Genomic DNA, 25,201 nt, shown 5'->3' with positions numbered 1-25,201 from the left:
GCTTTTTGAACAAAAACTGTCTAAAATTGACCTAAATGTTAAATAACAAAAGTAACTTTCAGTTACTTGAAAATTAAAAAAAGAACTTGGAGAAACAACGTTTTCCAAGTTCTTTTTCATCTATTTTCTTATCTTTTTTCTACGCTTTCTTTTGCTTATCCGTTGTAAGCATCAATGATGATCTGTTTCAATTCAGAGATCAATGGTTCTTTCGGATTAGCTGTCGTACATTGGTCTTCGTAAGCTAATTCAGCCATACGGTCTACGGTTGTATCTAGTGTTTCTTGTGTGACTCCTTGAGCTTTTAGACTCATGTTGATGCCGACAGATTTTCCTAATTCATAAACAGCCGTTGCTAAAGCTTCGACTAATTCCTCTGTTGTTTCGCCTTTCAGACCTAAGAATTTTGCAATATCTGCGTAATCTGTATCTGCACGGAAATAGTCATATTTAGGGAACATCGCATGTTTTTGTGGATCTTTTGCATTATAGCGGATAATATGCGGTAAAAGAATCGCATTTGTCCGTCCATGAGGGATCCCGTATTCCCCGCCGATTTTATGTGCGACTGAGTGACAAATACCTAGGAATGCGTTAGCAAACGCCATACCAGCCATTGTAGAAGCGTTGTGCATTTTTTCACGTGATTCCATATCAGGTGTTTTTACTGATTTTTCTAAATAGTCAAAGACTAACTTGATTGCTTGTAGGCTCAATCCACGTGTATAATCTGAAGCCATGACTGAAACATAGGATTCGATTGCATGTGTTAACACATCCATCCCGGTATCTGCTGTGACAGATGCTGGAACTGACATGACGAATTGAGGATCGACGATTGCGACATCTGGCGTCAATGCATAATCTGCTAACGGATATTTCACATGTGTTTCACTGTCAGTGATGACCGCAAATGGCGTTACTTCAGAACCAGTCCCTGATGTTGTCGGGATACATACGAATTGTGTTTTTTCTGGTTTGTCGATTTTATATGTCCGTTTACGGATATCCAAGAATTTTTGTTTTGCACCAAAGAAAGATGTGTCTGGGTGTTCATAGAACATCCACATTCCCTTAGCTGCGTCCATTGCAGAACCGCCTCCAAGAGCGATTACTGTATCTGGCTTGAAGTCTGCCATCAGTTTCGTTCCTGCGTATACGGTATTTGTCGATGGGTTCGGTTCAACATCTGAGAAGACTTCGATCTTCACATCATTTTTACGTCGTGCCAATACTTCACGAACTGTATCGCAGTAACCGAATTGGACCATACCAGGGTCACAAATGATCATGACACGTTCAACGTTTTCCATTTTCTCTAAGTACAATAGAGAGTTCTTTTCAAAGAAGATTTTTGGCGGTAATTTGAACCATTGCATGTTATTTCTCCGTTTCGCTACAGTTTTGACATTGATTAAGTTTACAGCAGAGACGTTACGAGAAACAGAGTTCTTACCATAAGAACCGCATCCCAAAGTCAATGACGGAATCATTTCGTTATAGATATCACCGATGCCGCCTTCTGCAGATGGTGTATTCACTAAAATACGACAAGCTTTCATTCGAAGACCGAATTTGACATGCAACTCTTCGTTTTCTGAATGGATAACTGCTGTATGTCCTAATCCTCCAAGATTCAACATACCTTCACACAAATCAAACGCATGGTCCGTGTTGTTAGCTTTGATCATGGCAAGAACTGGAGAAAGTTTTTCTCTTGATAGCGGATAATCTGGGCCTACGCCTTCCAATTCAGCAATCAGCATTTTCGTTCCTTTTGGTACACTGATTCCTGCCAATTTTGCGATTTCCATCGCAGAATGTCCAACGATTGATGGATTGACCGCATATTTTCCTTCGTTCATCACTGCATCTTCTAATTTTTGCAATTCATCTGGTTTTACGATATAAACTTGGTGTGCTTGGAATTCTGCTTTTACTGCTGCATAGATTTCTTTATCCACGATCACAGCTTGTTCAGAAGCACAAATCATTCCATTATCAAATGTTTTCGAAACGATCAAATCGTTCACTGCACGTTTAATTTTTGCTGTTTTTTCAATATAAGCTGGTACGTTACCTGGACCTACACCTAAAGCTGGTTTTCCTGTAGAGTAAGCAGACTTGACCATTCCAGCTCCACCTGTCGCTAAGACGATCGCGATACCTGGATGGTTCATTAGCATAGAAGTCGCTTCGATCGAAGGATGTTCGATCCATTGGATACAATTTTCAGGAGCTCCGGCAGCGATAGCAGCATCACGTACTACTCGTGCTGCTTCTGCAGAAGATTTTTGGGCACTTGGATGGAAAGCAAAAACGATTGGATTTCTTGTTTTCAACGCGATCATTGATTTGAAAATCGTTGTGGAAGTCGGATTCGTTGTTGGAGTTACTCCGCAAACCACACCGACTGGTTCAGCAATTTCAATCAACCCTTTTTGGACATCTTCATTGATCACACCAACTGTTTTATCATGTTTGATATTATGCCAAATATATTCGGACGCATACATATTTTTGATTGCTTTATCTTCGTAAACACCGCGGCCTGTTTCCTCTACAGCCATCTTCGCTAATGGCATATGTTGATCCAAAGCTGCCATTGCCATTTCATGCACGATATGGTCTACTTTTTCTTGATCAAAGCTTTCCATTTCTTTCAATGCTGCATTTGCTTTTTCTGCCAAATCATCAATCATTGTTTGTACGTCAATTGTCTTCGTTTTTTCTTTTTCCATTACTTTAGCCATCATTATCCTCCTAATGGGTCATGGTTATTTGTTAAATCATTCACATGTATATCATACAATATTTGTTTTTCTATGTAAACACTTTTTTGTGATTTTTTTCACAGTTATTTTTAAATATAAAATTGCTTTATTTACAGGTGTTTGTATAGAAAAATATATAAAGTTATTTATTATTATTTATATAACACACCCGATTATTCAATATTGAGCAATATATCCTATACTCTTATCTCTTTCTTTTTTGAATAAAAAATGAGGTAGGACATCTTTCTGCCCTACCTCGTCTTTAAATAAGCTTTGATACTTATTTTTCTTTCTTCTCTTCTGTCTCTTCCAGCGTTTCTGTTGTTTCAGTTTTTACTTCAACTGTCTCAGCTGGTTCTTCTGTTGTTTCAACAGTAGTCGTTGCATCATTTGTTACGACAGTCCCTGGTTTGACCGTTTTGATTGCTGCACGATCGTACTCAAGGAAGATCCCTTCGCAGTCTAAAACAACTGTCCGTTTGTCATTGTCGATTTCTGAAACAACTCCATGTAATCCGCCGATCGTTACGACTGAATCACCTGGTTTCATGCTATCTAACAAGTTTTGACGTTCTTGCTGTTGTTTCTTTTGCGAACGTGACATAAAAAACCACATTGCTAATAGCGCGATAAACATCACAAGCATTGGTAATGTTCCCATTTTTTTCACCTCACTAATTCTGTATCTACAAAAAACACTTTAGCAGAAAAATGCTGCTAACACTAGTTTTTTACTTAATTTTTAAAAGATTTTCCTTTAGAAGCTTTTTGCGTTTTCTTTATTGAACCCGTATTCTTCAAAAAAGGCTTCTCTAAATTCAAGCAAATTATCATCCATGATTGCTTGACGTACTTGTTTCATTAGATTCAACAAGAAGTATAAATTGTGGTAAGAAGTCAAACGAATCCCAAATGTTTCATCACATTTGATCAAATGGCGGATATAGGCACGTGTATAGTTTTTACATGTATAACAATCACATTTCTCATCAATTGGACGGAAATCATGAGCATACTTCGCATTTTTCACTACTAGACGACCTTGAGAAGTCATACATGTGCCATTTCGAGCGATTCGAGTAGGCAAGACACAGTCAAACATGTCTACTCCACGGATAACACCATCGATCAATGAATCAGCAGCACCGACACCCATCAAGTAACGTGGTTTGTTTTCGGGGATCAACGGTGTAGTGAATTCTAATACACGGTTCATTTCTGATTTAGGTTCCCCGACAGATAACCCGCCGATTGAGTAACCAGGGAAATCCATCCCGACTAGATCTTTCGCGCTTTGACGACGAAGATCTTCAAATCCTGCTCCTTGGATGATTCCAAATAATCCTTGACGGTCTGGGTTAGCATGAGCTTTCAATCCTCGTTCTGCCCATCGAGACGTACGTTCTACTGATTTTTTCACGTAGTCGTAACTTTCATCGAATGGTGGACATTCGTCAAAACTCATCATGATATCAGAGCCCAATTTATTTTGGATGTTGATTGCTTTTTCTGGTGATAAAAACATACGCGAACCGTTCAAGTGATTTTTGAAATGCACGCCTTCTTCTTCGATATTCCGCATATCACTTAATGAAAAAACTTGAAAGCCGCCTGAATCTGTTAAAATCGGTTGATCCCAGTTCATAAATTTATGCAGTCCGCCAGCTTCTTCTACTAAGTCTTCACCAGGGCGTAGCCATAAATGATATGTATTACTTAAAATAACGCCAGCACCCATTTCTTTCAACTCTTCTGGGGACATTGTTTTTACTGTAGCTAATGTTCCTACTGGCATGAACATTGGTGTGGGGAAAGTTCCGTGTGGCGTGATCAATTCCCCTAAACGCGCGCCAGTATGTTTTTCTTTCTTGATTAAACGATAGCGAATGGCAGGTTGCGTCATTCATTTCCCTACTTTCTATATAAAATATCTTGACAACTCCCACCATCATAATCGTTTCAAGTGCTTTTTGCAAGTTCCCTCGGCTTCCTTCTACTTTATTTAATATTCTTTTTTTTATCCTTTTTTTATGAATAACAAAAAAAAAGAAAAACATTATGACAGAAATATTTTTTGATACATGGTATATTGGTGTTATTAAAGAAAAGGAGGGAAAAATCATGCAATCTTCTGCAGAATTAAAACGCCAAGCAAAAGAGAGTCTAAAAGGACGTTGGGGACAAGCTGTTTTACTAAATCTAATCCCTACATTGATTGGTATTGCTGCTATTCTTCTTATTATGATTCCTATTATCTTATTTGCCACCACCATATATGATGGATCAGCGAGCGTCTCAGATGCGACAACTTCAGGAGGCGGTAGTTCAGGAGGCGGTGGCGGAATTATTTCCAGCATCATTAGCGCTTTGTTCATGAGCGGTATTTCTTGGACTTATCTTGATATTTTACGTGGACAAAAAGATCAGATCGAACCATTCAAAGATGCATTTCGTGGATTCAAAGGTTTGTTTATCGGCGGAGTGATCGGCTTAGCTGTGCTGATCTCGATCTTTACAACATTATGGGGTTTGCTATTAGTTATTCCTGGAATCATTAAAAGCTATTCTTATTCTCAAAGCTATTTTATCTACTACGATATCGTCCAAGAAACAGGACAAACACCTAAAGTACTGGATACGATCACTGCAAGTCGAAAATTGATGGATGGTTATAAAGGACAACTTTTCTGGTTAGATCTTTCATTTATCGGCTGGCATATCTTAGCATTAGCAACTGCTGGTATTGGTTATCTATGGCTCAGCCCATACATTTCCGCAACAAAAGCAGCATTTTATGAACAATTGCCAAAAGATATTTAAAAGAGAGTGTGACTTGTGACCGAGGGGTTGGCAGGAGAACACCGTTTATCGAGAGGCAGTAAAAGAAACATTCAGCCCATTAGCAAAAAGGAGGTGTGACAACATTCATGTCACACCTCCTTTTTGTATAGTTCCAGTAAAAAGAAAATCAACTTAGAAACAGTTAATCATTCCTCTTCTTCTGCTTCCGGTAATCGATGGAACTTGATCAGTTCATTCACCGCGATTGGTACGATAGATAAAATCCCTACCAAGAACCAGTGATTCAAACTGATGTGTACTAGGCCGAATAGTTCTTGCGTAAATGGCAGCAAAGCAACAGCCGTTGTAATAGCTAATGCCAGTAACGCCATTTCTACCAAAGCTTTATTGGTTGCTAAATTGACTTTGAAGATCGATTGGCTGCTGCGTACATTGAACACATGCAGAATCGATGAATAAGCTAAGATCAAGAATGCAACAGTTTGACCGACATGCTGACTTGCGTCTACCCATGGGCTGATAGTATCGACATAACTACCTAAATAGTAACCAAACAGCGTTACGATGGTGAAGACTCCTGCGTTTATGGCGATTTTTTGCAATAAACCTCGAGCAAAGATCCCTTCGTTTTTCGGAATGGGTGGCTGATCCATGATGCCGTGTTCCGCTGGCTCTCTTCCTAAAGCAAATCCTGGAAGTCCATCAGCAACTACATTGACAAACAGTAGTTGCACAGCTGTAAATGGTGCTCCCCATCCTAACAGCATCGCAATCAAAACAATAAAGATCTCCGAAATATTACAGCTTAGTAAAAAGTTGATTGCTTTACGAATATTCTGATAAACTGAACGCCCTTGACTAACAGCATCTACGATCGTCGCAAAGTTGTCATCCGTCAAAATCATATCTGCGGCACTTTGCGCCACATCTGTCCCTGTGATCCCCATGGCACACCCAACGTTACTTGCTTTCAACGCTGGTGCATCATTCACACCATCCCCAGTCATCGCTACGACTGCACCCGTACGTTGCCAAGATTTGACGATCCGGATCTTGTCTTCTGGCGTTACCCGAGCATAGACAGAGAGAGCTTTGACACGCGCATCTAATTCTTCGTCTGATAATTGATGCAGTTCTGATCCTGAGAGTGCTTCTGACGGATCATTCAAGATACCTAATTCTTTCGCTATGGCACTGGCAGTTACCACATGATCTCCAGTGATCATGACTGTTTTGATGCCAGCCTTTTTCGCTCGCTTGATTGCTCCTTTACTTTCTGGACGTGGTGGATCGATCATTCCGATCAGACCAATCAAACGTAAGTCTTTTTCCAGTGCTTCAGAAGAAATATCTTGCGGTTCTTCGTCATAAGTAGCATAACCAACAGCAATCACTCTCAGTGCCCGTTTACCAAAGCGATCATTAACGATCGCCGCTTGTTCTACATCGCCTGAACTAAAGCGCGGAGCAAGAACATCAAATGCTCCTTTGGTGATTGAGATGTATTTTTCGCCCATTTGGTGAACTGTTGTCATCATTTTTCGTTCAGAATCAAAAGGAAGCTCGTTTACTCGTGGATATTTTTCTTCTAATTCTGCTTTTGTATGATAATTCTCTTCAACAGCCCTTACGATGGCTACTTCTGTTGGATTACCTTTGATAACAAGGTCGTCATCTTCTTGCTCGACCGTCACATCTGTACATAGTGCAGCCATTTTCAATATTTCCATCGCGCTGTTCGTCATTGAATCTTCGATATTCGTTACTTCATCTTCTTTGCTCCATACCCGGCGGACGCGCATTTCATTTTGTGTCAGCGTTCCTGTTTTGTCTGAGCAGATAACATTAGCGGTTCCTAGCGTTTCAACTGCTGGTAACTGTCGGATGATCGCATGTTTCCTCGCCATCTTCTGCACACCGTATGCAAGTGTCAACGTAACAATAACAGTCAAGGTTTCCGGTACAGCTGCAACAGCCAAGGAAATCGAAGTCATGAACATCTCAAGGAGTGGTTCTCCTTGCAGTTCACCAATCACAAATACTAAAGCCGCAGCCGCTAAAGCGATCATACTGATTCGTTTGCCTAGCTGATTCAATCGGACCTGTAAAGGTGTTTTTTGCATAGTATTTTCGTTCAAAAGATCCGCGATCTTACCCATTTCTGTAGCCATACCAATGGCAGTGACGATCGCTTTCCCACGACCTGCAGCAACCGTACATCCTTTAAATACCATATTAAGTTGGTCACCTAATGACTCATCTTCTTCAGCAATAAATGCTGCATCTTTTTCAACTGCTTCACTTTCTCCAGTCAACGCCGATTCTTCTACACGTAATTGTGATGCTTCGATCAAACGGGCATCGGCAGAAATAGCATCACCGGACTCTAAAACAAGAATATCACCCACTACCAGTTGCTCTGACTCAACAGTGGTCACTTTGCCGTCTCGTATGACAGTTGCCGTTTGTTTATTCATATCTTGCAAGGATTCCAGTGCTTTTTCTGCGTTTCCTTCTTGGACAATCGCCAATACCGAGTTGATCACAACGATAGCGATGATCAGCAGTCCTTCAAATAAATCCCCATGTTCTGTAGCAAATGCGGTATAAAAGGAAATCACCGCTGCTACAAGAAGGATGATCGTTGTAAAATCGGACAAGCTTCGAAAGAATTTTTTGATCATCGATTCTTTCGGCGCCTCATCGAATTTATTCAATCCCTGCTTTTTTCGCCGTTCATCCACTTCTTGTGAAGACAACCCAGTATCTGGATCTGCTTCTGTTACCTTCTTTACTTCTTCTATTGTCTGCTTGTATTCTTCCATCCTATTCCTCCTTTAAAATCTTCGTACAAAAAAAGGTACTTATTTTACTATAACATCCTTTTTTTATTTACTTCAAATAAAGGGCTTATCGATTATTTGTTAAGAAAGCGTAAAATTTAAAGTGCTTATATTTGCAAACGCTACCAAAGGATGCTATTATATAGATGTAAGGAAGGAGGATACCATCAAATAGACAGAAGAATTTCTCGATAGAACAGTGTAAGCAAACAAAGTTGTTAGAAGTACAGGTTTCACCCAGACATGCGTGTAGAGTACAAACCTATAAATAGTGAATGCGTATGGATGTTTGGATCACGAAGTATCCGAAACAAGAAGTAATGCGATACGTAACAATTGAATAACGTAAACGTCTGAAAATTGAATAGGAACAAGAGATGTTTCAAATGTTGAAGATGTAACGAAAACAAAATTTTTGTTTAACATGAAGAAATTCAACACCGTGCTTTGCATGTATGATGGAAAGTTACAATCATTTCTGTTTATTTGAAACCTTCCGAGGTACAAGAAAGCCGAGCTTATCGAGAGCTCGGCTTTTTCTTTGTCATAAAATCTTTGTAAAGCTTTTTTGTTATTCAAAACTAGCGGTTTTTCATAACCTTATTTCACGAACATCGCATCTCCAAAACTAAAGAAACGATAGCGCTCTTCAATCGCATGCTGGTAAGCAGATAAAGTCAATTCTCTTCCTGCAAAGGCACTAACTAACATGACTAAAGTCGATTTTGGCAAATGGAAATTAGTTGAGAAAGCTTCTACCACTTTGAATTCATAGCCAGGCGTAATGAAAATATCAGTCCATCCGCTGTCTGCTTTGATTTCTCCATTAAATTTCGTTCCAATCGTTTCTAATGTTCGAATTGAAGTTGTTCCGACAGCCACGATTTTCCCGCCATTTTCACGTACTTGGTTCAATCGCTCAGCTGCTTCTTCCGTCAAACGGTAGAATTCACTATGCATATGGTGTTCTTCAATTTTATCTACGCTGACAGGTCGGAATGTACCTAACCCTACATGTAGTGTCAGATAGACTAATTCAACACCCTTTGCTTCGATCTCATCAAGTAATTCTTTCGTAAAATGCAATCCAGCTGTTGGCGCTGCAGCAGAACCATTTTCTTTCGCATAGACAGTTTGATAGCGATCTGGGTCTTCCAGACGTTCTTTGATATATGGAGGCAATGGCATTTCTCCCAATGATTCAAGAATCTCTAGAAAAATTCCTTCATACTCAAAGTCAATGATCCGTCCGCCGTGTTCCAATTCTTCTTTCACTACTGCTTGCAATCTGCCATCACCAAAAGAGATTCTTGTCCCAACTTTGGCACGTTTCGCAGGTTTGATCAATGTCTCCCACGTATCTCCTTGTGTATTCGTTAGAAGAAGGACTTCTAAATGCGCACCAGTATCTGGTTTTTCTCCATATAAACGAGCAGGCAGAACTCGTGTATTATTCATAACTAGCGCATCACCAGGCTGTAACTCTTCAATGATTTCATGGAAATGTTTATCTTCCATCTCTCCAGTTTTCCGATCCAAAACAAGTAAACGAGAATGATCGCGGTCTTTTAATGGTGTTTGTGCGATTAATTCTTCCGGCAAGTCAAAATCAAAATCTTCTGTTGTTAACATATCGTCACTCACTTTCTATCATGTGCTTCATCATTCTATCATGTTTTTCGTTCTGTTGGCAAAATCAGCACTTTTTCACTTCTATTTTTTGTTTTCCTAAATAAAAAAACTACCCTATTTGTATTTTTTCATTGTTTTAGGCATACTAGTAATAGATAGTTCTTCATTGAAAATAGAAAAAGAGGTGGCACCATGATTGAATTTCAAAATGTGTCAAAAATTTATAAAGGTGGAAAAGTCGCTGTAGAGGACGTCAATCTTTCATTTGAAAAGGGTGAGTTCATTTGTTTTATCGGTACGAGCGGAAGCGGAAAAACGACGACGATGCGGATGATCAACCGAATGACTGATCCAACACAAGGGAAAATTTTGATTGATGGAAAATCCATCCAAGAAATTGATCCAGTGGAATTGCGACGTCAGATCGGCTATGTTATCCAAAGTATTGGATTGATGCCTCACATGACGATCCGTGAAAATATCACTCTTGTCCAAAAATTGTTGAAAGTCAGTCAAGAAGAACGGAATAAAACAGCTGAAAAAATGATTGATCTTGTGGAATTGCCCCGTGAGATGTTAGATCGCTACCCACATGAATTATCTGGTGGGCAGCAGCAGCGTATTGGAGTCGTTCGTGCCCTTGCAGCGAATCAAGATATCATCTTGATGGACGAGCCATTCGGTGCGCTTGATCCCATCACTCGTGATTCTTTGCAAGACCTTGTCAAAGATTTACAAGAGCGCTTGGGAAAAACGATCGTATTTGTAACCCATGACATGGATGAAGCGATTAAGCTAGCAAGCCGTATCGCCATCATGAGTGAAGGCCGTGTGATCCAATTTGATACACCAGAAAATATTTTACGTCATCCTGCAAACGATTTCGTAGAAGAGTTGATTGGAGAAGATCGCCTACTACAAGCCAAGCCAAATGCGACAAGAGTCGGAGAAGTTATGCTAAATACAGCAATCACGATTACACCGGAAAAATCATTACAAGAAGCAATCAAACTGATGAGGGAAAAACGTGTAGATACGTTGTTAGTTACCGATAATTCGAATGTATTAAAAGGATTTATCGATGTAGAAACGTTGAATAAAAAGCGAGGAAAAGTATCCAGTGTCGGCGACATTTTGAATAAACATGTTTTTTACGTAAAAGAATCCGCCTATCTTCGTGATACCTTGCAACGCATTTTAAAACGCGGGCTGAAATACGTGCCGGTCGTTGATGAACAGAACAAAGTCGTAGGTATCCTGACTCGTGCATCATTAGTGGATATCGTCTACGATGTGATTTGGGGAGAAGATCCCGCAACTACTGATGTTGCAGAGTCAGCTACTCCTGAAGAATCTAAGGAGGTCTGACCTATGCAGCAGTTTTTTCATCAGCACGGTTCAGAAATTCTCTCAAAAGGTTTTGAACATCTTTATATTTCGGGACTTGCTTTGATCATTGGTATCATCATTGCTGTACCGCTTGGTGTCTTACTGACACGTTTTCCAAAAGCTGCCACGATTGTGATTGGCTTAACCAGTGCCTTGCAGACAATCCCTTCTCTTGCTTTATTGGCATTGATGATCCCGCTATTTGGCGTAGGTAAATTACCTGCGATTATCGCACTCTTTATTTATTCATTATTGCCGATTTTACGTAATACGTACATTGGGATGAAAAATGTCGATTGGAATTATCGGGATGTGGCAAAAGGCATGGGGATGACTGAGTTCCAATCCATTTTTTCCGTTGAATTGCCCATTGCTATGCCAACGATCATGGCTGGTATCCGTTTAGCTGCCGTTTACGTGATTGCATGGGCTACACTTGCCTCTTATATCGGCGCTGGTGGTTTAGGTGATTTGATTTTTAGTGGACTGAATAATTACCAACCAGATCTCATTTTGGCAGGTACGATCCCTGTAACAATTTTAGCACTATTGGCTGATTGGCTTCTAGGTCTCTTGGAACACCGGCTGACACCGATCGCACTTAGAGAGGAGAATGAAGAATGAAACGTATATTAAAAATGACCATGATACTTTCCTCCCTTCTTATACTTGCGAGTTGTTCTTTCCCTGGTCTTGCCAGCAATACAGATGAAGACACCATTTCGATCACAGGTGGAATCACTTCAGAAGCACAGATCTTAGCAAGCCTAGTTGCCGGAATGGTTGAACATTATACAGATAAAAATACCGCAATCATCAACAATCTGGCTACCACAACTATCAACCATCAAGCGATGATGAACGGAGATGCTTCAATTTCAGCGGCTCGCTACACAGGAACAGATTTAACGACTACATTGAACCTTCCTCCTGAAAAAGATCCGAAAAAAGCGTTTGCTACCGTGAAAGATGAATTTGAGAAAAGATACGATCAAACGTGGTTCCCGTCCTATGGTTTTGAAAATACGTATGTCTTTCTTGTTCGAAAAGACACCGCACAAAAATACCATCTATCTAAAGTCAGCGATCTGAAAAATGTAGCGGATGAATTAGTAGCTGGTGTAGATACTTCTTGGATCAATCGTAAAGGAGACGGTTATGACGGCTTCCAAGAAACTTATGGCTTCTCCTTCAATTCGATATTACCTATGCAGATTGGACTTGTTTATGACGCAGTCGAAGCAGGAAAAATGGATATTGTTCTTGGCTACTCTACGGATGGACGGATCGCCAGTTATGATCTAGTCATGTTGGAAGATGATCGTCAATTCTTCCCACCATATGATGCTGCTCCAGTTGTAGACAACAAGATATTAGCTGATACGCCTCATTTAAAAGAAGCCTTAAATAAGTTAGGTCATACCATCAGTACGGAAAAAATGCAGGAATTGAACTACGAAGCAGATAATAATCTAGTGGAACCATCAGTAGTAGCACAACGTTTCTTACAAGAAAACCACTATTTTGAAGGGAAGTGAAGCAATTGGATAAAATGAATGTCTTTCAACAATTTTTCTATTATTTCCAGGAAAATGGCTCCTATATCTTTGCACAATTTATCCGTCACTTCCTGATTTCTATCTATGGTGTCCTCTTTGCAGCAGTTGTCGGGATTCCGGTTGGGATCATGATTTCTAGGAGACGTAAATTAGCAAACTGGGTGATTCGTTTGGCGAATATCATCCAGACGATCCCTTCTCTAGCCATGATCTCCATTTTAATCATTGGATTAGGCCTGGGAGTCAATGTCGTGATTGTTACTGTATTTTTGTATTCCCTCTTACCGATCATCAAGAATACGTATACCGGGATGATCCAAGTAGACAAAAACATCCTTGATGTCGGCAAAGGCATGGGGATGACTGCTAGACAACGACTATTCATGGTAGAGTTACCACTCTCTGTTTCTGTTATCATGGCAGGCATAAGAAACGCGTTAGTTGTTGCCATCGGGATAACCGCGATCGGTGCATTCGTCGGTGCTGGTGGTCTTGGAGATATCATTATCCGAGGAACCAATGCAACAGATGGCACATCGATTATTTTAGCAGGTGCATTGCCAACTGCATTAATGGCGATTATCACGGACTGGCTTTTAGGTATTTTGGAAAGACGGCTAGATCCAGCCAGCCGTACATCACGCTGATGTTATTGTAAAAAACAAAAGCTTCTGCGACCATTTGTTGGTCGCAAAGGCTTTTTTAGTTCTGTCATTTTTTAAGGCAATAATCCACTCTGATTCTTCCCTCCTTATGGGCAAAGAGTTGCTTTTCTTAGCTATTTATCCATTCCGTATACTCCAACTTCATACTGCCAACGGGTGCATCTCTGCATCCACCGACTAAGTTTTTTTCTTATCCGCTAAGGCATTTTGCCAATCCATTTTCCCATCACTCGTCATGGAATTCATACCACATGATCTCTAAATACTCGTCTGCTTGTTCTTTGAATTGGGCATCAATTCTTACATCCTTTGGCGTGGCTTTCATTTAAGCCTTTTCCATCAGTCCTCGATTGTTCGATGCCTTCAGCTACATCATCAAAACTGGTGACTGCCGTATCGGTTTCTTGATTGATGAACCAGTCATCAAAGCCATACGTATCGGTAACTTCGATCATCTTTTCTACAATCGGGAACTTGCCATCCTCATCCTTGGCTAAAAACATATCTAGCCATTCAAGCTTCTCGCCATGGGCGGTTTGCGGTTCCTAAAACCGATACACGATTCTTATGGACTGCATCCGTTGCAACTAGACTTGGCGGTACGATGATCCTTCACCAGAAGAGCACCCCCGTAAACCAATTGATCGATATATTGCCAATAAGAAAAGACATTGGCGTCAAAGGTATCGATCCCTCGTGATGCATTGCCGTTGATACTGCTATTCATGGCCGAAAGCGCCACGACTTTGACTTCTTCCGTTTGAGTAACATTCATGTTCGGCAATGTCGCTTTGGATACCCGCTCTGCTAAAGGAACGACACTGGTATTGTATTTCGTATCTGTATCTTTTCCAAAAGACCATGCCAACGAATCCTCTGGGAACCAATAAGACGACTCCGGTTGATTGTCCATTGCTTTTTTCAACATACTTTTGGCTGTTTCTCGATAAACGACATTTCCAATTGTCTTCGCCTCACTTTGGCGATAATCGATGGTCGTTGCCACTGCCAACACTAACAACGATGCTCCAATTTTACTGATTTTCCTTGTCACACTTCTTCCTCCTTGTTTTACATAAACCCGTCAACATTCCATTCCTAAACTCAAACAATGACCCTTCAAAGGTGGAGATATAGGAACAAATTAAAGAAATCATGCAATAAATCCAAGAAGGTTGGTTTTAGAACAAAAAAAGAGTCTCCTTTTTGGGGAGACTCTTTGTTAACTATCTAAAAAGGTTGGCTCTTCTCACTTCACTCATAATGTGTCCAGGCAGAATAAATTTCCACAACTTTATTTTCCTCATCAACTTTGTAAACCACTCGATACTGTCTATTCAGCCTGCGTGAGTATCTGCCTTCATGTGTAGGTCTCAGCTTTTCAAAAGACTGCGTGGGCATATATGGATCTTCCTTCAATGTCTGAATCACTTCTTCAAATTGTTTCTTTAAATTCGATTGCTTGATTTTTCTTAAATCCACTTTCGCAGAGTTTTTGATTGCGACTGTATAGTTATTCATCAAAGAGCTTCCCAATCAATATCATCGATATTCGTAAAGCCACTGTCGTCTTTTTCGCGGTCTCGTACTTTATCTAAAGTACCTGTTTGCTCAAGAAAGAGGGTTTCTTGAATCGCTCTCCAGTCTTCCAGCCCAATCAATACAGCATTGTTTCCACTACGATCACTAATAATCTCGATTTCAGTATGATTTTCATTTACCTCTTTCAATAACTGATAAAAATTTTTACGAGCAGTGCTAGGATTCATCGTTGTATTAGCCATTGTCTCTCCTCCTTTTTCTGATATAATTATAGCGTACTTGATTAAGTACGTCAAAAAATACAATAAAGCACTTAAATTCAGCAAACTTTTCCTCTTTTTTACATAGAGAAAAAGACCCCTTTTTAGGGAGGATCTTTGTCCACGCTCACTTCTTACTCCTTTACGACTAGCGGTAGCCAAACGTAAAGTAATTGGTAACAACGTATCATCTTTAGCAAAGGTCGAATCCAAAGCCTGTGAGTCTATGCAACAACACCAATACACGAAGGTTCCTCGTTGCAGTGTGACTTGATTGATATCTTGAATAACCTGAGGATACGCACGCAAGATTTGTAACGGTTATTCAAAACTGATTTTGGCCGTCAAGTCTTCTACTGCCTCAAAAATGATTGCCTCTTTCGTCTCCTGCCATTCATGTTCACTATCGATTTGATACTTGCTTAGACCGTCGGGTTTGTGAATCACCAATTAAAAATGGCACTGAGTTATGGTAACAAAAAATGGTCACTTGACGAGGCTGAGATTTCTACTTATGAAGACACATGGCACTTAAGAGTCGAGGTAAAGGAAGAAGCTGAAAATATAGGAGGCTGTACATTATTTGGCAAAGGATTCGGAAATTATGATCAAGACATCAAAATCAAAATGTTTTACAGCTAAATAGGAAGAATAATAACATTTCATACGCTGTTCCCATCTTTAATGGCTTATAGAGGGCACCTTTAGCTGGGAATAAGACAAAACAGACCCTCTAGCTTCAATTAAGAGCTAGAGGGTCTGTTTTTGATTTTAAAACTTGGTTTATTTCTTCAAATGGTAGCTATAGGTGCTGACAACGATATTTTCACGCCAAGACAATCGCAATCTTAACCGCAAACTTGTTTGGTTATGGAGAATATTCTGCCAGCGTCTGTTTGGTACAAATTGAGGAATCAACACAGTAGTTGTATAGTTTTGTTTCGCTGCATTTTTACTTACAATATCTACATAACGGATAATTGGATTTTCAATCGAGCGATAAGAAGAGTGGACGATTGAAAAACGGACATCTGGGAAATGCTTTTTAAATTCTGCTTCGATTTCTTTTTCTTTTTCGACATCTTCGTCTAGCGAAACATGCATCGCAACGACATAATCACCGATCGAACGTGCGTAATTCAACGCACCGATATTTACCCGTGTCACATTCCCGACTAATACAAGAACGGTATTCCCGTCATAATCATGTAGTTTTGCATCATTTTCTAAACGAAGCTGTTCTGCTACTTTTTTATAATGATCATGGATCTTATAAAAAATGAACATAACGATTGGCATAATGATGAAGAAAGGCCAAATGTCCCCTAACCGATAGACAAACAAAATCGCAATGATTGCATATGAGATGAACGCACCTGTAATATTGGCAATCGATTTGCTTAACCATCTTTTTCCTTCTTTTTTCCATTTGACGACCATCCCTGTTTGAGATAAAGCAAATGGAATGAACACGCCGATAGAGTATAACGGAATCAAGCGTTCTGTTGAGCCATGGAAAATAAACAGCAATACGATCGAACCTAGCGCTAGTGTGATAATCCCATTGGAATAGCCTAGTCGATCCCCACGATCTTGATACATGTGAGGCATGAATTTATCTTTTGCCAGATTGTATGCAAGAACTGGAAAAGCAGAAAAACCGGTGTTAGCAGCAACTGCTAAAATCAGCGCTGTAGCAAATTGAAGGACGTAATACAAAATACCATGTCCAAAGACAGCTTTACCAATTTGAGACAAAACAGTGACTTCTTTTTCAGGAACGATCCCATACCAATAGTTGATAAATGTGATCCCCACGAAGAAGAAACCTAAGATCAATGCCATCATCGTCAATGTAGCAGCGGCATTTTTTGCTCTTGGCTTCTTAAAGAATGGTACAGCATTACTAATCGCCTCCACCCCAGTTAAAGAGGAAGAACCAGAAGAAAATGCTCGTAAAATCAAAGCGATAGAAACACCCGGCACAGCCGCTCCTGGAAGTGCAGTAGCTTGCAATGGCACAGCACCTGTCACGATATTATATAAACCAACAACGATCAGTAACGAGATCACAAGGATAAATGTGTACACCGGAAATAATAGGAACGATGCAGATTCCCTCAGACCACGAAGATTCAGCATCATCAGTAGCAAAACGATTGTCACAGAAATAGCGACTTGATGACCGTAGAGTGCTGGCACCGCTGATGTGATCGCTTCAGCACCTGCTGAGACAGATACTGCTACTGTCAACATGTAGTCGATCAATAAAGAGCCACCGGAAATCAAGCCAGCATTCTTTCCAAGATTCTCACTGCTGACGACATATGCTCCCCCGCCATGAGGATAAGCATGGATGATTTGACGATATGATAGCGTTAATGAAATCAATAAAATAATAACAAAAGCGGCAATGGGTAGCGAATACCAGATGGCTGCAGCAGACAAAGCGACTAAAACGACAACGATTTGTTCCGTACCATATGCAATAGATGATAACGCATCAGACGACAATAATGCCAAAGCAGCAAATCGGGTTAATTTGTGCTCATCATTTTCAGCAGATTTTAAAGGCTTACCTACTAACAACCTTTTTAAGTAATCCAATTTCTAAACTCCTTTACACACAATTTTACTTCAAGTTTTATAGTCGAAAATTTATAGTAAACAAGATGTTATAGTACGCTCACTGACCTTAAAAGTCAATAAACTTTAAGAAAATAATTGGAAAAAAACAGAAAAATATCAAGCGCTTTTTCAAACGCTTTAATACAGCAAAAATCTAACATTTTTTTATGTGCTTTTTCTTTGAATTCTATAATAAAAGGATAGAACTTGACTTAGAAAATCAAGTTCTATCCTTTTTGATATCTTAACTTTTGAAAGAGAGATGTAAGGTTGCTTTCTACCCATCGTTCTTACTACTCGAAGCATAGCGCAGTTGTCACAACCTCTTGATAAACGGTGTTTAAAAGCTTGCATCTGCGGTAATAAGCCCAACCAAATTAAAAACATAAGAAGCTATTTTTATTTGGTCGTTCTTATTACTTGATGCAGAGCAGATTTTTTACAACCTCTTGGTACACGGTGTTCAATCAGCTGACCCTCGGCATTAGCTCAAAAAACGGCAAAATATGAGGAACTATTTTTCCATTTTTTTCTCTAATACTCAGGTCAAAACGCTGATTTCACAACCTCTTTTTTTAATGAAAAATATGGCTCTCATGCGCCGCTTCTTTGAATTTCGTCATTTTTTCTTCGATGAACGGATAGATTGCCGTTCCTACGATTCCAAAGACAACAAACAAACCGATCATGATCCAGATTGCTTTCGTAGCATTTGGCCAATAAATTCCTCCTGCAGATTCCCGTAACAAGTTTACCGCATGAGTAAATGGCAAGAACGGATTGATCATTTGGAAGAATTTCCCTGAGACTTGGATCGGATAGTTCCCGCCTCCGCCAGAGATCGACAGTACTAAGATGATAATAGCGATCCCTTTACCGACATTATCGAATAATGCAGCCAAGACATAGACGATCATCATGAACGCTAAGGCGATCAAGACAGCAAATGACACGCTGTAGACCGGATTTTGGACATCTACTCCTAGTAAGAAAATATTCCCTAATGTAACGATCAAGCTTTGCGCAATCGCCATTGTCAAAAATGTCAGCATACGAGCAACGAATTGTTCTCGTTTCGTAAAATTGTTTCGGTCTTTCTTTCCTAAATAGTATTCTGTCGTAGCAACACTTGAAAGAAGAACAGCGCCGACCCACAGACATAGTGCAGTATAAAACGGGGTGCTAGCTGAACCGTTATTTGCGATTGGATAAAGCGCATTGGTTTGTAGCTCAACAGGTTGTGTAAAGAAGTCACTTTCTTTTGTTGCATCTAGTTTCAATAATTTGATGACTTCGCCTAGATCGACTTCTTGTTCGCCTTTTCGGATCGCGTCTGCTGCTTTTTGGATACCAGCTTTGATATTTGGCCAGTCATTGTTGATCAAGTCCGCAGCAGCGTTCACAGCTGTTACGACTTCTGGCATTTTTTCATTTACTGTTGTCAATGTACCGGTGATTTCATTTTTTAGTGCTGGCCAATCATTTTGGATAAAATCAGCGGCCAATCCTAATTTTTGCTGAAGGATCGGTAATTCATTGTTGTATAGGTCTGCCCCTTCATTGATGCCATTGACGATGGTATCCATATTTCCATTCAGCATTGTATTGGCATCATGGATTTCTTGTCCAATTGCAGGCATTTCTTTTTGATATTTTTCTAAAATTGCCACTGCATTCGTTACAGTTGCTTTCGTTGAGCTGAGAAGCGAATCAAAGTCGATCTGGTCCGCTTTGCTCAGTGCGCCTTGTGCAGTCCCAATCGTATCGATGACTTGGTCTAGTAGAGAAGTGACAGTGGAACTGATTTGACCTGTATTGATACCAGCAATGATGCCATTGATATTATTAACAACGGCATCAATTTGATCTAGCAATTCATCAATAGCCTTCGTGTCTTCATTTTGAACAGCTGTGTTCAAAGCAGATAGGCGGTTTTGCAGATTGCTTAGCAAGGGTTTTAATTGATTTAGCTGATCAATAATTGGCTGCAATTTCGTATTTCCAGCACTTGTTTGCAATTTAGTCAGGAACTCGACCAGTTTATCGATTGCATTTTGTTGTTGAGATATTCCGTCAATAAAGCCGTTCAATACATTGCTGATGTTTTTCTTTTCATCATCAGTCAGCTTACCATCTTCAATAGCTGTTCTTACAGTATCTATTAACGAACCTGTCGTTGTTGCCACTTGTCCAATTGACTTCAATGTGACATCTACGCTGTTTGTGATGCTTGGTATCGCCTCTTTCAGCTGAGAGGCACCTGATTTTGTTTGGTTTGCTAGATCACTTGCCTGGTTTTCTAAATTTTTCACATCTGGCAAGATATCCTGTACTTGTTGGATGATCGTCAAGCCTTGTTTTGCTTCATCGATTCCTTGGTTCATTGTCTCTTGGATCGAAGCAAAATCACCGTCGATCTCTGCTAGTTGTTTACCGGCATTTTGGATCTCTGGGATTTTTTCTTGCAAATCAAGGATGATTTTTGCTTGGTCTTTCAATTCAGGCATTTTGTCATTCAATGCAACGACTTTTTCACCCATCTCATCTACTTTAGGGATGTAATCCACGAATTCATTTGCTTTATTCAGTTTTTCCTTGATTTCAGGTAGTTGACTTTGTAATTCGAGGACTTGTTTTGTGTAGCCGTCGATCGTGTCCAAATTTTCATCTGTTGATAAAATCATATCTTTGACTTTATTGATACTTACTAGGTTCGTATCGATGTCGTAACCTATCTCATTGAATACTTTCAATAAAGTCGAACTGGCTGTTTTGATAAATTCATTTGTGATTTGCGATTGGATCGAACTTGCTCCTTTATCGGTGATTTTCGGTGCAATCGCATTGATTTTTTCATTTACCGTATATTCGATTTTTGGTTTCTTGATATCACCACTAGTAAAACTCAGCAGATCTTCTGAGAAATCCTTTGGCAAGTAAATACCTGCGTAATACTTTCCGGAACGGACTCCGTCTTCTAATTGTTCTTTTGAATCAACGAATTGCCATCCTAATTGTTTATTTTTATGAAGCGATTCGATGACTTGCTCCCCAATGGCCACTTCTTTACCTTGAAACTCTGCTGGCTTGTCTGCACTGTAAACAGCAATTGGCAGCTCTCCAGTATTTCCATATGGATCCCATAATGCTTTGATGTTAAACCACGCATATAGCGAAGGGATGATCATGATCGCGATGATCAGAAGTGTTGCAATCGGGTTTTTGAAAATCCGTTTCCAGTCAAGCAAATATAATCGAAGCGTATTTTTGATTGACTGCATAGTTCTCCCCCTTCTTCTTTTTTCAGCTGAATTACTTTACCATGTATTTCATACTTTTTTCAATCGGCTTTTTTCAAAAAAGTCGAATTTTTGGACATATCACGGCAATTGTCTCATTGTAATCTCTTACATATTGAGAAATAATTAAGGATTACAGCCTTTACTTTATCATGAAATAAAAGGGAAAGATAATTTTATGCCAAAGTTTTTATCTATTATACGTATACGCAAAAAAGCTAAAACATTTTTTGTCTTTGCCCCCACAAAAATGTTTCAGCTTTTTTCGTTTTTTATTCCTGTATTTCTTATTTTTCGAATGACAGGATGATTTTCCCAGCAGGAGGATGTCCTTCAACTAGCTGATGTGCTTGGATGACATGCTTAAGTGAAGCAGACAGATTCATTGAAATAAAAACATGAAAGGCTCCTTTTTGGTAGGCTTTGATTATGCCAGCAAAGGCTTCTGCATCTAGATATTCCTTTCTTGGAACAAACGATTCATAAAAGCCTTCCTTTTTTTGCCGCAAATCTAGATCTGGGAGGTCATTTAATGCAACATACCTGCCGCCTGGTTTCATGATCTGGATGCCGGTTTCTCCTTTGATACTTCCTTTCGTCGCATCGATTACAAGGTCTGCCTGATCAGCAAATTGCAGACCTGGATTTGTTTTATCATAAGCAGCAAATGCTGAAGCTCCTAATTTTTTTACCTTTTCCTCATTTTTACTGGATGCACTGGTTAAGATTCGGATTCCCTTTTCATGGAGAAGCTGGATCAGACTTGACCCGACCGCACCTGATGCTCCTAGTATCATTACAGTATCTGTCGGCTGGATTTCCGTCAAATGGTTGATTAGATTATAAGCCGTAATTCCTGGCGTGACCATTCCGGCTGCTTCTTCCCAACTCATTTTATCTGGAATTTTTGCTACTTTTGCTGATGGCAACACGACTTCTTCTCCGTAAGTCCCGCCGACTGCATGGACAGCTACTCGATCACCTACATGAACAGTTGTGACATCTGAACCAATCTCTGTCACAATACCAGCACCATCATTACCTGGTACATAAGGGAATTTCAATGTTCGTATCTCTTTCATTTCTCCTAAACGCAAGGCAACATCATAAGGATTCACACTGAATGCTTTTATTTCTACACGAACATGTCCAGAACCGACTTCTCTGGGATGAGCATCGATTTCTTCAAAAACATCTTGTGCTTCTCCGTAACCGTTAATTGCAAATCTTCGCATGGTCACCATCTCCCTTTTTCTTTAAGTTTACGTTTATGCCTTTATTTTGACAAAAAAAATGTCTTTTCGTTTTGGCGCATGATTCAAAACAAAATAATTGTCTTTTTTCGCGAAACGTGTTAAATTATTTATCTAAAAGCGTAAAGATTACGATTTACGCTAATAAAAAATAATTGGAGGAATTTGTTGATGGCTAAAAAATCAAAGATTGCCAAAGCAAAAAAACAGCAAGAAACGATTGAACGCTATGCTGCTTTACGCCAGGAATTAAAAGCGCAAAAAGATTACGAAGGCTTGCGCAAACTTCCTTTAGATGCTCGTCCAGAACGATTGAAAAATCGTGATTTAATCGATGGACGCCCTCGCGGATACATGCGTAAATTCGGGATGTCCCGTATAAAATTCCGTGAATTAGCACATAAAGGTTTGATTCCAGGAGTAAAAAAAGCCAGCTGGTAATCCAAGTCTGGCTGTAATGTAAAGGAGGAGGGCGCATGGACCACTCCTTGGATCATCAAAAAAGATACGTCTGCTTCTAGCAGAAATGCTGGTACTAGAAGCAGACGTATCTTTTTTTACGCACAGCTGGTCCTTTTTTATATGTAAAGGCTGCATGGTTACTTCGCTATATTTATTTAGTAACAGGAGTCAGTGCTTCGATACCCACACTAATTTTCAATGCTCGGTCAACTTCTGCCATAATGGGTCGATCCAAATGGCAGACCTTTTCTTTCAATCTTGATTTATCGATCGTTCTGATCTGCTCCAACAGGATAACGGAGTCTCTTTCTATTCCTGTTCCAGTAGCTTTGATCCCAATGTGAGTCGGAAGCTTAGGTTTAGCCATTTTTGCCGTTATGGCCGCAACAATGATCGTCGGGCTAAAATGGTTACCTAGATTATTTTGAATAACCAAAACTGGGCGTGTTCCGCCTTGCTCCGATCCCACGACTGGAGAAAGATCAGCAAAATAAATATCTCCTCTTTTTACCATAGGATCCTCCTTATTCTTGATATTCTCTTGGTATCCGCTGTCCTAATCCGCAAGCCACTTCATAGTGGATCGTACCTAATTGATCTGCTATATCCTGCATAGTGATTTCTTTGTCTGCATTTTTGCCGATAAGCGTCACTTTTGTTCCGACAGGAAATTCTTGAGGCAATCGGATCATCAGTTGATCCATACATACACGCCCAATCGTTTCACAGTAGTTCCCTTCTACCAATAGAGAAAAACCCTGCATCTTTCGTGGCCAGCCATCTGCATAACCGATCGGTATCGTTCCGATCCACTCTGCTTCAGGAGTGATATATGTTTCTCCATAGCCGATTCCTTCACCTGCTGGGAGTTTTTTGACTTGAATCAATTCAGAAACCAGCTCAAGTGCTGGCTGCAATGGATAAACTTCCGGTAGTGCGTGCCCAGAGGGATTAAGTCCGTACATTGCTACTCCATAACGAATCATATTGCCGATTGTTTCATCATGCCATAAAGCCGTTGCACTATTGCTGACATGTACATATCGAGGAAGTTCGGGAAGTTTTTTCAGCACTTCTATAAAGCGTTCTTTTTGCAGATTCCAATATGTATCATCTGCCTGATCTGCTGTAGAAAAATGGGTAAATAAACCTTCCCATTCTAATACACGACTTTCTTTGATGAATGCAGCTGCCTCTTTTACTTCTTCAGGTGTACAAAATCCGATACGACCCATCCCAGTGTCTGCTTTTAGATGAATCGAAAGAGGCGTCTCTAGCTTACTTTTCTCTAAAACAGCAGCTGCTGCTTGCAACCATTCCCGTGTACCTGCAGTTACTGATAAATCATGAGCAACAGCTACAGTCAGTGCGTCGTAAGGAACCATATTCAAGATAAGGATGGGCTGAGTAAATCCAGCTTCTCTCAACTCGACTCCTTCATCTAAATTTGAAACACAAAAGCCCGAAGCTCCACCTGCAACTGCTGCCTCAGCTGTTTCAATAGCTCCATGACCGTATCCGTTCGCTTTTACTACTGCAAACAATTCTTTTCCTTGCGGAAGTCTTGCAACTTCATTTGCTACATTTTCAGTTATAGCTTTTTTATGTATCACTGCTTTCGTTGGGCGGTGCCAAGCGACAACCATCGTTTTTCCTTCTTTCTAGTCTTCCAAAATAATTTGTGCAAAAGCTGTTTCATTTGTATGAGTAATACTGACCCATACATTGCCTTCATGAGGTGAACGCGTCACAACAGGCTGACCATTTTCATTTTTTAAAATCTCGACATCTTGAAAGGTAACTTTTCCGATCCCAGTTCCCCAAGCTTTAGAGAAAGCCTCTTTGCAAGCGTAACGCCCGCCTAAAAATTCTACTTGGCGATGAAAAGGCAAGGACTGGAATAGTTTCATTTCACCAGAGGTCAAGATTCGTGCAATGAATTTTGGTTTTTCTTCGATCAGCCGAGTGATCCTAGGAAGTTCGACTGCATCGATCCCAATTCCTTTTATCATATGCTTTTCTCTTTTCAATAAATTTAGAACACTCTCATTCTACCAAATTATAACCATTTTGACACAAATAAGTCCACA

At 40.0% G+C, this 25,201-nt stretch carries 22 protein-coding genes and 1 pseudogene; 7 read left to right on the top strand and 16 right to left on the bottom strand.

What is annotated here, in order from left to right:
* Nucleotides 1–155: 155 nt before the first annotated feature.
* From adhE to tgt, 3 genes are all read right to left on the bottom strand, one after another.
* Nucleotides 156–2,753, bottom strand: a complete 2,598-nt coding sequence (adhE, locus tag OZ002_RS01010) for a bifunctional acetaldehyde-CoA/alcohol dehydrogenase (RefSeq protein ID WP_025476813.1) — start codon at nt 2,751–2,753, stop codon at nt 156–158.
* Between the two features lie 304 nt (nt 2,754–3,057).
* Nucleotides 3,058–3,438 carry a preprotein translocase subunit YajC gene (yajC, locus tag OZ002_RS01005; RefSeq protein ID WP_002300794.1) on the bottom strand — a complete coding sequence of 127 codons (381 nt, stop codon included), beginning with the start codon at nt 3,436–3,438 and terminating at the stop codon, nt 3,058–3,060.
* 96 nt (nt 3,439–3,534) lie between these two features.
* Nucleotides 3,535–4,680, bottom strand: a complete 1,146-nt coding sequence (tgt, locus tag OZ002_RS01000; RefSeq protein WP_002294183.1) for a tRNA guanosine(34) transglycosylase Tgt — start codon at nt 4,678–4,680, stop codon at nt 3,535–3,537.
* 218 nt (nt 4,681–4,898) lie between these two features.
* Here tgt and OZ002_RS00995 point away from each other — a divergent pair, with 218 nt between their 5' ends.
* Entirely contained in the window at nt 4,899–5,597 is a 699-nt protein-coding gene (locus tag OZ002_RS00995) for a DUF975 family protein (protein WP_002294185.1), read from the top strand.
* A 167-nt stretch (nt 5,598–5,764) separates the two neighbouring features.
* Here the strand turns inward: OZ002_RS00995 and OZ002_RS00990 are convergent, their stop codons facing one another.
* Both OZ002_RS00990 and queA read right to left on the bottom strand, forming a co-directional pair.
* Nucleotides 5,765–8,404: a cation-translocating P-type ATPase gene (locus OZ002_RS00990; protein WP_002289743.1), complete on the bottom strand. Its 2,640-nt coding sequence runs from the start codon at nt 8,402–8,404 to the stop codon at nt 5,765–5,767.
* A 618-nt stretch (nt 8,405–9,022) separates the two neighbouring features.
* Complete coding sequence (gene queA / locus OZ002_RS00985; protein ID WP_156249218.1) at nt 9,023–10,054, bottom strand: tRNA preQ1(34) S-adenosylmethionine ribosyltransferase-isomerase QueA; 1,032 nt, start codon at nt 10,052–10,054, stop codon at nt 9,023–9,025.
* A gap of 192 nt (nt 10,055–10,246) precedes the next feature.
* Between queA and OZ002_RS00980 the strand changes: the two genes are divergently transcribed.
* The 4 genes from OZ002_RS00980 to OZ002_RS00965 are packed head-to-tail and all read left to right on the top strand — an operon-like array spanning nt 10,247 to nt 13,649.
* A complete protein-coding gene (locus tag OZ002_RS00980; RefSeq protein ID WP_002294192.1) occupies nt 10,247–11,422 on the top strand; it encodes a betaine/proline/choline family ABC transporter ATP-binding protein in 1,176 nt (391 codons plus the stop codon).
* Between the two features lie 3 nt (nt 11,423–11,425).
* Nucleotides 11,426–12,067, top strand: a complete 642-nt coding sequence (locus OZ002_RS00975) for an ABC transporter permease (RefSeq protein WP_002293405.1) — start codon at nt 11,426–11,428, stop codon at nt 12,065–12,067.
* The gene (locus OZ002_RS00970) at nt 12,064–12,981 is read left to right on the top strand and encodes an osmoprotectant ABC transporter substrate-binding protein (protein WP_002294193.1); all 918 of its coding nucleotides are present in this window, start codon (nt 12,064–12,066) and stop codon (nt 12,979–12,981) included. Before OZ002_RS00975 ends, OZ002_RS00970 begins: the two co-directional genes overlap by 4 nt.
* The gene (locus tag OZ002_RS00965) at nt 12,978–13,649 is read left to right on the top strand and encodes an ABC transporter permease (protein ID WP_002319469.1); all 672 of its coding nucleotides are present in this window, start codon (nt 12,978–12,980) and stop codon (nt 13,647–13,649) included. Before OZ002_RS00970 ends, OZ002_RS00965 begins: the two co-directional genes overlap by 4 nt.
* Nucleotides 13,650–13,960: 311 nt before the next feature.
* Here OZ002_RS00965 and OZ002_RS00960 read toward each other — a convergent pair whose 3' ends face one another.
* The 5 genes from OZ002_RS00960 to OZ002_RS00940 form a co-directional block, all read right to left on the bottom strand.
* On the bottom strand, nt 13,961–14,170 hold the full coding sequence (locus OZ002_RS00960; protein ID WP_002307400.1) for an endo-beta-N-acetylglucosaminidase: 210 nt from the start codon (nt 14,168–14,170) through the stop codon (nt 13,961–13,963).
* 62 nt (nt 14,171–14,232) lie between these two features.
* Nucleotides 14,233–14,721, bottom strand: coding sequence for a hypothetical protein (locus OZ002_RS00955; RefSeq protein ID WP_002307399.1), 489 nt, complete (start codon nt 14,719–14,721; stop codon nt 14,233–14,235).
* Nucleotides 14,722–14,921: 200 nt separating this feature from the next.
* Entirely contained in the window at nt 14,922–15,188 is a 267-nt protein-coding gene (locus OZ002_RS00950) for a Txe/YoeB family addiction module toxin (RefSeq protein ID WP_156249217.1), read from the bottom strand.
* A complete protein-coding gene (locus tag OZ002_RS00945; RefSeq protein WP_002294199.1) occupies nt 15,188–15,451 on the bottom strand; it encodes a type II toxin-antitoxin system Phd/YefM family antitoxin in 264 nt (87 codons plus the stop codon). The genes OZ002_RS00950 and OZ002_RS00945 overlap by 1 nt, the downstream gene beginning before the upstream one ends.
* A 339-nt stretch (nt 15,452–15,790) precedes the next feature.
* Nucleotides 15,791–15,919 (bottom strand): hypothetical protein, encoded by a 129-nt coding sequence (locus OZ002_RS00940; RefSeq protein ID WP_002294200.1) that lies wholly within the window; start codon nt 15,917–15,919, stop codon nt 15,791–15,793.
* A 51-nt stretch (nt 15,920–15,970) separates the two neighbouring features.
* Between OZ002_RS00940 and OZ002_RS00935 the strand changes: the two are divergent.
* A pseudogene (locus OZ002_RS00935) lies at nt 15,971–16,111 on the top strand (transcriptional regulator); the annotation flags it as partial.
* Between the two features lie 141 nt (nt 16,112–16,252).
* On the opposite strand, the gene OZ002_RS00930 reads toward OZ002_RS00935, so the two are convergent.
* From OZ002_RS00930 to OZ002_RS00920, 3 genes are all read right to left on the bottom strand, one after another.
* Nucleotides 16,253–18,076 carry an APC family permease gene (locus tag OZ002_RS00930; protein WP_002294202.1) on the bottom strand — a complete coding sequence of 608 codons (1,824 nt, stop codon included), beginning with the start codon at nt 18,074–18,076 and terminating at the stop codon, nt 16,253–16,255.
* A 596-nt stretch (nt 18,077–18,672) separates the two neighbouring features.
* Nucleotides 18,673–21,378: a YhgE/Pip domain-containing protein gene (locus OZ002_RS00925; protein ID WP_156249216.1), complete on the bottom strand. Its 2,706-nt coding sequence runs from the start codon at nt 21,376–21,378 to the stop codon at nt 18,673–18,675.
* Nucleotides 21,379–21,683: 305 nt separating this feature from the next.
* Nucleotides 21,684–22,631 (bottom strand): NADP-dependent oxidoreductase, encoded by a 948-nt coding sequence (locus OZ002_RS00920; protein ID WP_002294206.1) that lies wholly within the window; start codon nt 22,629–22,631, stop codon nt 21,684–21,686.
* 189 nt (nt 22,632–22,820) lie between these two features.
* On the opposite strand from OZ002_RS00920, the gene rpsN reads away from it, so the two are divergent.
* The gene (gene rpsN / locus OZ002_RS00915) at nt 22,821–23,090 is read left to right on the top strand and encodes a 30S ribosomal protein S14 (RefSeq protein ID WP_002293413.1); all 270 of its coding nucleotides are present in this window, start codon (nt 22,821–22,823) and stop codon (nt 23,088–23,090) included.
* Nucleotides 23,091–23,262: 172 nt separating this feature from the next.
* Here rpsN and OZ002_RS00910 read toward each other — a convergent pair whose 3' ends face one another.
* The 3 genes from OZ002_RS00910 to acpS are packed head-to-tail and all read right to left on the bottom strand — an operon-like array spanning nt 23,263 to nt 25,123.
* A complete protein-coding gene (locus tag OZ002_RS00910) occupies nt 23,263–23,625 on the bottom strand; it encodes a type II toxin-antitoxin system PemK/MazF family toxin (RefSeq protein WP_002289874.1) in 363 nt (120 codons plus the stop codon).
* 10 nt (nt 23,626–23,635) lie between these two features.
* Nucleotides 23,636–24,757, bottom strand: a complete 1,122-nt coding sequence (gene alr / locus OZ002_RS00905) for an alanine racemase (protein WP_002296555.1) — start codon at nt 24,755–24,757, stop codon at nt 23,636–23,638.
* A 15-nt stretch (nt 24,758–24,772) separates the two neighbouring features.
* Complete coding sequence (gene acpS, locus OZ002_RS00900; RefSeq protein ID WP_002331996.1) at nt 24,773–25,123, bottom strand: holo-ACP synthase; 351 nt, start codon at nt 25,121–25,123, stop codon at nt 24,773–24,775.
* Between the last annotated feature and the right edge of the window lie 78 nt (nt 25,124–25,201).

The sequence above is a fragment of the Enterococcus sp. E4-150 genome, assembly GCF_035726465.1.
Lineage (GTDB): Bacteria > Bacillota > Bacilli > Lactobacillales > Enterococcaceae > Enterococcus_B > Enterococcus_B faecium.
Note: the sequence above shows the minus strand (reverse complement) of the source record. Positions and strands in the feature narration are given on the sequence as shown.

What these genes read in the sequence shown, in the direction of transcription:
- OZ002_RS00995 (WP_002294185.1), top strand. Translation starts at nt 4,899, where the DNA reads ATGCAATCTTCTGCAGAATTAAAACGCCAAGCAAAAGAGAGTCTAAAA.
- OZ002_RS00980 (WP_002294192.1), top strand. Translation starts at nt 10,247, where the DNA reads ATGATTGAATTTCAAAATGTGTCAAAAATTTATAAAGGTGGAAAAGTC.
- alr (WP_002296555.1), bottom strand. Translation starts at nt 24,757, where the DNA reads ATGGTTGTCGCTTGGCACCGCCCAACGAAAGCAGTGATACATAAAAAA.
- OZ002_RS00950 (WP_156249217.1), bottom strand. Translation starts at nt 15,188, where the DNA reads ATGAATAACTATACAGTCGCAATCAAAAACTCTGCGAAAGTGGATTTA.
- OZ002_RS00975 (WP_002293405.1), top strand. Translation starts at nt 11,426, where the DNA reads ATGCAGCAGTTTTTTCATCAGCACGGTTCAGAAATTCTCTCAAAAGGT.
- tgt (WP_002294183.1), bottom strand. Translation starts at nt 4,680, where the DNA reads ATGACGCAACCTGCCATTCGCTATCGTTTAATCAAGAAAGAAAAACAT.
- OZ002_RS00920 (WP_002294206.1), bottom strand. Translation starts at nt 22,631, where the DNA reads ATGCGAAGATTTGCAATTAACGGTTACGGAGAAGCACAAGATGTTTTT.
- rpsN (WP_002293413.1), top strand. Translation starts at nt 22,821, where the DNA reads ATGGCTAAAAAATCAAAGATTGCCAAAGCAAAAAAACAGCAAGAAACG.
- OZ002_RS00970 (WP_002294193.1), top strand. Translation starts at nt 12,064, where the DNA reads ATGAAACGTATATTAAAAATGACCATGATACTTTCCTCCCTTCTTATA.
- yajC (WP_002300794.1), bottom strand. Translation starts at nt 3,438, where the DNA reads ATGGGAACATTACCAATGCTTGTGATGTTTATCGCGCTATTAGCAATG.
- OZ002_RS00910 (WP_002289874.1), bottom strand. Translation starts at nt 23,625, where the DNA reads ATGGTAAAAAGAGGAGATATTTATTTTGCTGATCTTTCTCCAGTCGTG.
- OZ002_RS00990 (WP_002289743.1), bottom strand. Translation starts at nt 8,404, where the DNA reads ATGGAAGAATACAAGCAGACAATAGAAGAAGTAAAGAAGGTAACAGAA.
- adhE (WP_025476813.1), bottom strand. Translation starts at nt 2,753, where the DNA reads ATGGCTAAAGTAATGGAAAAAGAAAAAACGAAGACAATTGACGTACAA.
- acpS (WP_002331996.1), bottom strand. Translation starts at nt 25,123, where the DNA reads ATGATAAAAGGAATTGGGATCGATGCAGTCGAACTTCCTAGGATCACT.
- OZ002_RS00960 (WP_002307400.1), bottom strand. Translation starts at nt 14,170, where the DNA reads ATGTTTTTAGCCAAGGATGAGGATGGCAAGTTCCCGATTGTAGAAAAG.
- OZ002_RS00945 (WP_002294199.1), bottom strand. Translation starts at nt 15,451, where the DNA reads ATGGCTAATACAACGATGAATCCTAGCACTGCTCGTAAAAATTTTTAT.
- queA (WP_156249218.1), bottom strand. Translation starts at nt 10,054, where the DNA reads ATGTTAACAACAGAAGATTTTGATTTTGACTTGCCGGAAGAATTAATC.
- OZ002_RS00925 (WP_156249216.1), bottom strand. Translation starts at nt 21,378, where the DNA reads ATGCAGTCAATCAAAAATACGCTTCGATTATATTTGCTTGACTGGAAA.